The organism is Porphyromonas canoris, assembly GCF_000769115.1.
GTDB classification, from domain to species: domain Bacteria; phylum Bacteroidota; class Bacteroidia; order Bacteroidales; family Porphyromonadaceae; genus Porphyromonas_A; species Porphyromonas_A canoris.
The window spans coordinates 20346-27391 of the sequence record NZ_JQZV01000014.1 but is presented as its reverse complement, the minus strand read 5'-3'; the positions used below and the strand labels follow the sequence as shown (position 1 = coordinate 27391).

At 41.9% G+C, this 7046-nt stretch carries 5 protein-coding genes and 4 pseudogenes; 3 read left to right on the top strand and 6 right to left on the bottom strand.

The features are described from left to right. Positions 1-778: pseudogene (locus HQ43_RS10185) on the top strand (PcfJ domain-containing protein); the annotation flags it as partial. Positions 779-1334: 556 nt separating this feature from the next. Continuing rightward, positions 1335-2141 carry a hypothetical protein gene (locus tag HQ43_RS09325; protein WP_036793026.1) on the top strand — a complete coding sequence of 269 codons (807 nt, stop codon included), beginning with the start codon at positions 1335-1337 and terminating at the stop codon, positions 2139-2141. 128 nt (positions 2142-2269) lie between these two features. Here the strand turns inward: HQ43_RS09325 and HQ43_RS09320 are convergent, their stop codons facing one another. The 4 genes and pseudogenes from HQ43_RS09320 to HQ43_RS09305 all read right to left on the bottom strand — a co-directional run bounded on the left by HQ43_RS09320 (position 2270) and on the right by HQ43_RS09305 (position 4764). Beyond that, on the bottom strand, positions 2270-2752 hold the full coding sequence (locus HQ43_RS09320; RefSeq protein WP_036793023.1) for a DUF3872 domain-containing protein: 483 nt from the start codon (positions 2750-2752) through the stop codon (positions 2270-2272). A gap of 14 nt (positions 2753-2766) precedes the next feature. After that, positions 2767-3339: pseudogene (locus HQ43_RS09315) on the bottom strand (conjugal transfer protein TraO). Then, a pseudogene (gene traN, locus HQ43_RS09310) lies at positions 3339-4190 on the bottom strand (conjugative transposon protein TraN); the annotation flags it as partial. The pseudogenes HQ43_RS09315 and traN, both read right to left, overlap by 1 nt. Before the next feature lie 79 nt (positions 4191-4269). Continuing rightward, the gene (locus HQ43_RS09305) at positions 4270-4764 is read right to left on the bottom strand and encodes an HU family DNA-binding protein (protein WP_036793017.1); all 495 of its coding nucleotides are present in this window, start codon (positions 4762-4764) and stop codon (positions 4270-4272) included. Between the two features lie 382 nt (positions 4765-5146). Between HQ43_RS09305 and HQ43_RS09300 the strand changes: the two genes are divergently transcribed. Continuing rightward, positions 5147-5620: an NYN domain-containing protein gene (locus HQ43_RS09300; RefSeq protein WP_036793043.1), complete on the top strand. Its 474-nt coding sequence runs from the start codon at positions 5147-5149 to the stop codon at positions 5618-5620. Here the strand turns inward: HQ43_RS09300 and HQ43_RS10095 are convergent. After that, positions 5613-5729 (bottom strand): annotated as a pseudogene (locus tag HQ43_RS10095) (RloB domain-containing protein); the annotation flags it as partial. The gene HQ43_RS09300 and the pseudogene HQ43_RS10095 overlap by 8 nt on opposite strands. 3 nt (positions 5730-5732) lie before the next feature. Beyond that, complete coding sequence (locus tag HQ43_RS09295) at positions 5733-7034, bottom strand: AAA family ATPase (protein ID WP_036793015.1); 1302 nt, start codon at positions 7032-7034, stop codon at positions 5733-5735. Positions 7035-7046 lie beyond the last annotated feature (12 nt).

Below are 7046 nucleotides of genomic sequence, written 5' to 3'. Positions count from 1 at the left end.
ACAATAGACACCCTCCGCAGGAACGGCTTTGCAGGCGAGTGCCACGACATCGCCCCTAATATACTTATCCCTGCCCTCCTCACAGACAGCCGTGCCGAAACACTGATGAAGGCAGGACGCACCGAGCATCTGCGGTATTTCCTCAGCCGAGCAAGGCGAATAGATGCGTATTGGCAAGCCTACAAAATCACGCTCCGCAGGGGCTACGACATCACAGACATTGCCCTTTGGTGCGACTATGTGGATATGCTTGGGAGGTTAGGTAAGGACACGCACAACGCCCACTTCGTTTGCCCCAAGGACTTACAAGAAGGACACGCACAACGCCCACTTCGTTTGCCCCAAGGACTTACAAGAAGCCCACGACACAGCACAGCGGAAGTTGCAGGCACAGCGAAATAAGGAAGCCGAAGCCCAAAGGCGACAGAAAGCCATAGAAAACGAGGAGCGTTTTCAAGCCCTCAAAGCCCCATTCTTTGGCATCGCCTTTACAGACGGCACGATTGAGGTGCGAGTTTTGGAGAGTGTAGCAGAGTATATGGAGGAAGGCAAAGCCTTACACCATTGTGTGTTTACCAACGAGTACTACCTCAAGGAGCAGAGCCTTATCCTATCGGCTCGCATTGAGGGCAAGCGAATAGAAACCATTGAGGTATCGCTTGAAACAATGAAGGTCATTCAGTGCCGTGGCTTGCAGAACAAGAACACCGAATACCACGACCGCATCATTGACCTTGTACACCGAAACATCAAGCAGATACAGAGCCGTGTAGCCTAGTGGATACCAAGAGTTTAACCCAAATTTGTCATCAGGTTTTGCTTTTCTAATGACGGCCATTAGAAATATTCTTATGTAATCTTCTCAATATATGATGATTACACCCTTATAAAAACCATGTCAGAACTCTAATTTTATCTAACCAATTGGGTGATGTCAAATATATGCTCATTTCAGGCATAACTATTTCCTCTTAAAAATTTATAAGTCACGACTCGACTTCAGAGGCTAATCTCTGATGATAAATCTGGGATAAAGACAAGCTATCCTTACGGAAGAGGTTATTCAAGGCTGCTCAGAATATAGACTACCTCAAAAAAATACTAAAGATGTGATGCGGTTGCTCTAGCTCAAATGGTTGTATTTTTTCATAATTCAACGCAAATATAATCTTTGGCGTCCATCCCCAGAGAGGCTAGCCCCGCTGGGGATATTCTTTCTATCTGTGTTACACCTTCCGGAGGAAGACACATAAGGGGAACCACTTCTTACAATTGATAAATAAGTGCATTTTTGCTACTTTTGGGAGATAAGATAGTTTATAAAGAGAACATATATGACTCGCAATAATACGAAAAGAAAGAAAAGAAGAAAGATTGGTATAATGATAAGTGTCATTAACATCTTCTTGTTAATCTTCAATATAACTGTGGGGATTTATAACTTAGCTAAAATCAGAAAAGAAATAAGGCTGCTCAATTATGATGCAACAAAATCAAGTATTGCTATTGCAAAAGAATTTCCCATGTTTGAAATACAATATTTTGACATAGACTTATCGGCTTTTGAAGAGTTTAAAACATACAAAAAAACAACAGACTCTTTATCAACTGAAGCATTACGCAATTATTTATTTGTAGAGAATGATATAAACAATTTAGAAGAGATTGGATTTGATGTTGATAGTATACCAATAAATAGAGAAAGTATTGTTGCATTAGCTATAAAGCAAATTGGAGGAAGTATTGCCAAAGATGTAACGATAGAGTATGACTATCTTCAATCTTCTTCAGGACTTCATTACTTTACAACTACCGCTGAGGATGTTATTTCATTAGATAAAATCAAGAAAGACATCTCTGGTAAAACATTTTCTAAACAAAAACATACTATTAGATATGGAGATATACCTATCGGAAGAGGTCTTGTTATCCCTTTATTTTGTATATATGATGTCTACAATCCAGATAATGTTGAGAGTCTCGATGGGAATGAACTATGGTCTATAACAAGTCCAAGAGTTTTAGTTCCTATTAAAATATCATTCAAGAATATATATAATGATAAAACAGATAGTATAGAAATACGGAAGATGAATAAATCTACAATAACTTACTCGCTATATATTGAAGGTCGAGGATAAATAGTAATTCAGCACGAAAGCGCAAATAAATAGGACTGCATAATGCTCCTTGAGAGCTGATAAAACTTCCAAGGGGTATTTTGCAAAACTATAGACGTGTTTTTCCCATTTTCTTGAAGAGTAGGCTCTTAATATTTACGGCTGTAGCCAGTTTTTCGGATAGCTACTTGATTAGGATTTTCCTCCTCCTTTTTGTGATTAAAACTGAAAGTCAATTGTTGTACTTTGCCGAGGTTGTCTTCGATATACACATCTATCGTCTGGCGGTCTGCCGACTGCGAAGTGTAGTACAAGCGAAATTCCTCTTTCGTCAAGGGATAGCGGTCGTTCGGCTTAAAGACTAAGCCATCGTCCATTTTTAGGATACCCTTGCCCTCGGGTTGGAAGTAGCGGAGGGTGTATTTTGTGTCGGCAAAGTTGCCCCCTCGTCTGAGAGAGCAACGGATTTCGACTGTTTCGCCTTTCTTGATGTCCTTTTGAACGGGCATCGTTTGCAAAGCGAAGTCGTAAGACTGCTGCACATCCAGCTCCCGATGACAAGCAGGTAGACAAAACCCCGCAAAAGTGAGTACCCCCAAGACCCACAGTGTATTAAAGATTTTCCTCTTCATTCTTTTCTTGTTGCTTAAAGATTAAACTTAATGCCTGCCGAGAGTGCAGGACGAAAACGATGTACATCCGAGCCGAGGAGCAGTCGTCCCTGAGCCTTGAGGACGAGGAGCAGCCTATCCGAGAGGAAACACTCCACCGAACTATGCACCGCACCGCCATAAACAAAGCGAGAGCGGTCGAGAAGCGTTGCCCCATCGGGTAATAGCTCTTTGCCCTTATTCAGCTCTTCATAGCCACCCAAAGCCGATATACCGCAATAGGTAAAGATATTTTTCTCCCTATCGGAGAGCATGGGATGCATATATCCTACTTGCAGTAGGGCATCCTGCATCAAGACATCGTAGGTTCGGTAAGGCAGTGCCTGCTGTTCATATTCGGTTGAAAGGAATAGATAGTTCGCTTGCTTGAGATAGCGAGTGAAGGCGACTCACAATCCGAACCTCTCAGGTTGAAAGAGTTTCTCTCCTCGAATAAGGAGAATACTCCCCACTATTTCCACTCCTTGCTGTTTAGGGATGAGACGCTGAGCGTATGAAGGAAATATCATAGCTCCTGCTATGAGTAGTAAAAACAGTATTCTTTTCATCACCACTTCAGTTTAAGGTTATCGATACGTCGAGCTAACAGAAGATCCTCATTCTGCACATAGAAAGAGAGTGTGCGCCCTCCATTTCTCTCATAGAGCGTAACTTCGAGTTGTTTATCTTCCGATAGCGCAAACTGTTCTAAGGCAAAGATGCTTCGGTCGCTACTCTGTCCTTTCACCCACATTATCTGATGATAGGCACGCAAGGGTTGCAGAACCTGCTCTTGAATAGCAGTACGCTTGGCGACCTTCTTGTCTACGACCTTAAAGGTGATGAAATCCACTGAGTAGGGCATATTGGTATCATTGTCTATGCGTGTGTGAAAATAGAGCAGCCCATTGTGCGCATAGAGTCCCCGAAGCCGAAACCTCATTCCGAACTGTCGTACCCCGATATGCTTAATGGTACGCTTGTTACTCTTGTAGATACTCTCCATCATCAGTTTTACGAGTATGGGAGATTCGTTGCCCAACTCTTTGAAATAGATGTCTGCGCGATTAGAGGGCAGGCGTCGGTCTGTCGAAGAGAGGAAGTCTTTCATCTCTACGTTGAGCTTCTCGGGCTCTTCGGCATATTTTACGTTGTATGAGTAAAAAGAACCATCCTCACAGATGACACTCATATTGGTCTCTGTCTCGAAGTCTCGAACGGCAGCCTTGACACGTAGCACATTCTCGGCATCCTCCGCCTTGCCTGCAATCAGGTTATTGCTTCCCAAGTCCACATATCGAATGGCCGATGGAAAGATAAGGTGCACCGTTTTGTCGAAGGTAACTTCCAAGCCATAAGGTAGTACGACTCTCCCGTCAGGAATCGCCCTGCTCATTCCTTGAAAGAGTTCTCTTGAAGAGGGTAAAAAGAAACCGCCCGAGCGAGTTTCTATTGGGAGAAATGTTCGCTCGGGTGGCTACTATGTGATTAAAGGGGCTTTAGATCCCTGCGTGGTCATCGTCGTCGATGGGAGCGGGCGAAGATCCACCACCCGATGGCGAATCTTTCTTCTTCGTCTTGGGCTTGGCAATCATGCGTTCGTAGCTAACCTCTTCGGGACGAAGACGGAAGTAGGTTGAGTTCGGACGCAAATTCACTCGAGGTTCGGTAATGTGAATGTTGGCATTAAACTCCGTGCCAACGGGGACAACCTTGCTCTTGAACGAGGGAGAAAGCGTGCCCAAGCGTCCAAAGTCCACGATATCTCCATTAGCCACAATGTCGCGCGCCATATCGGCAGCAAGATTCAGAACGCTCTGCACTTCCATGTAATTGAGCGTTGTGTCTTTGGCAACCAGTTCGCAAAAGCGTTCAAAGCTCACACGATGTCTACCCGATGGGGTAGCCTGAATAACCATTTGGCCTTTGAGGGTTCCAACTCCCACCTTGCGTTCTCCTAAGGTGTAACCTAAAGGTTTGTTTTTCTTACTCATAATCTATTAAAGCGTCTCCAGATTGTTGTCTCTATCCCTGTCGGAGACCTAATACAAGGACGAGATGTGATGTGTTTTCGTCAGCCGAACCCCCTCTTATAGAGAAGCCTAAATCTCCCTGCCTCAAAACGTATACCTTTTATGCACAAGACGTATACGTTTTACGCTTGAAACGTATACGTTTTAATCAAAAAATGTATACCTTTTTCTGATAAGGCGTATACCTTGCATTCAGATAGACTATATATTTGGTCTTGACTCCCTCAAAGTTAGTGCTTTATGAGCAATGAAAAAAAGTGTTATTTCGGAACTTTTTATATGAAATTATTCGATAACTTTGCGGAGAACAAATTTCAATACAATCAGAAAATATCTAAAATCTATGGCAAAAGATAATAGCCTTACTCGAATTGGGGTCTTCTACGATGGGAATTACTTCCTACATGTAAGCAATTACTATTCTTTTTCTCATGAAAGAAAAAGTAGATTGAGTATAGAGGGATTACATCATTTTATAAGAAAGCAGGTTTCTAAGGAAGAAGGAGTAGATGAGAGATTGTGTCAAATTGTAGATGCTCATTATTTTCGTGGACGATTAACCGCTTTTGAGGCTAAAGAGAAAGGACAAACCCTGTATTATGATAGATTGTTTGACGATATTCTCAGTTCAGAGGGTGTTACAACACACTATTTACCTCTTAAAAGTAAGCAAGGAGGAGGGAAGCAGGAAAAGGGTATTGATGTATGGCTTGCACTTGAGGCTTTTGAACAAGCATTCTACAAGAGATTCAGTGTATTAGTTTTAGTAGCAGGTGATGGCGATTACGTTCCTCTAATAAGGAAGTTAAATGCTTAGGGAAAGTTGGCTTCATTTGAAATGGGTAACGCTTTGCTATACGAAGCGACTCCAAGTAGAACCATTCTGTTTCTCCCTCTCCTATAATTGCAACACTTTTCTTTTCCATAGCTTAGTCACCATTTATGTCGATATAATGAGAACCTAGAAAAGGTAATGATGCTAACTTGTTTTGTCTATAAGCATTGTAAGGTGATGCCGTCTTGTGCAAACCGTATGCCGATAAGCGAGTAAGCATACTTCCCCCATCAGCACCCTTTTCTGCAAACCAAATCGTATCTCTTCGAACGAATTCCTCATTGAGAAGATTGAGATCATGAGTAGTAAAGAGTAACTGAGATGGCATCTCACAGCTAGCAATGAATGTCCTAACAAAATAAGACAAGAGTTCATAATGCAAACTAGCCTCTATCTCATCAATGATGATAATGCTAGCTTGGTGGAGTACCTTATATAGAAGAACTGAAAGCATTAATATCTGAAAGGTTCCTGCAGACTCCATAGTTTCTGGTAGTCGATATTTACCTTGGGAAGTTTGATGTGTAAAGACAAATTGCTCTTTGCGAATGATTCCATCTTTTAGCCAGTCAAACTTAGCATTCTCCGGAACAGGTAGTGAGGACAAAAGCGTGCGTACCTCTTCATTAAGTTGCACTTCCTCATCTTCTATATCAATATCAGAGATATTAAAATCTGAGGTCTGAAGAAACTTCTTAGCAAAATCTTTCACAGTCCCTTTGACATCATTCCTAAGAGTTTCTCTTACATATGCGGCTAATGATAATGTAGCTGTTACAGGTAAAAACATTTGTTCAGAGAAGAAAAGATATACATCATTCAGACGTGAAGTTTCTACATTACTCTTACTCCAAGCTGCTATAACAGACATATTGGCGATGGTGTTACCCTCAATTGCCATATAGCTTTTTTTGCTGAGTTTTAGATAGCTACCCCAATTGATTTCTACTAAATCCAACTCTGGATTGTAATTCCTTTCGTATAAAACAGCAGCCCGACTTGATGGATAGAAAAATAACTTCTCTTGGTAGATTCGCTTACTATCAGCCGTCAGTTGTAACAGGTATTTCTCCTTATTTATATAAAAGGATAACTCAAACTCTGTTTTCCCCTGTCGGGATTCCTCGTCCAGCAAGAAGGGAACAACCCCAACATCCTTAGTTTTATCCTCTATGGGTAGGCACATTATGGCCCTCAAGGTATCCAATGCTGAGATTAAATTTGTTTTACCAGAAGCATTTGCCCCATATATAATCCCGATTTTGAGTAGGCGTACCCCCTCCTTAATTTCAATCAGATATTCATCCGACATAAAACTGTCGCTCGTAGGCTCAAAACTAAATGTTACAGGCTGCCGGAAGGAGAGGTAGTTTCGAACTGTAAATGATGCGATCATATTTTACTACAC

What these genes read in the sequence shown, in the direction of transcription:
- HQ43_RS09325 (WP_036793026.1), top strand. Translation starts at nt 1,335, where the DNA reads ATGACTCGCAATAATACGAAAAGAAAGAAAAGAAGAAAGATTGGTATA.
- HQ43_RS09320 (WP_036793023.1), bottom strand. Translation starts at nt 2,752, where the DNA reads ATGAAGAGGAAAATCTTTAATACACTGTGGGTCTTGGGGGTACTCACT.
- HQ43_RS09305 (WP_036793017.1), bottom strand. Translation starts at nt 4,764, where the DNA reads ATGAGTAAGAAAAACAAACCTTTAGGTTACACCTTAGGAGAACGCAAG.
- HQ43_RS09300 (WP_036793043.1), top strand. Translation starts at nt 5,147, where the DNA reads ATGGCAAAAGATAATAGCCTTACTCGAATTGGGGTCTTCTACGATGGG.
- HQ43_RS09295 (WP_036793015.1), bottom strand. Translation starts at nt 7,034, where the DNA reads ATGATCGCATCATTTACAGTTCGAAACTACCTCTCCTTCCGGCAGCCT.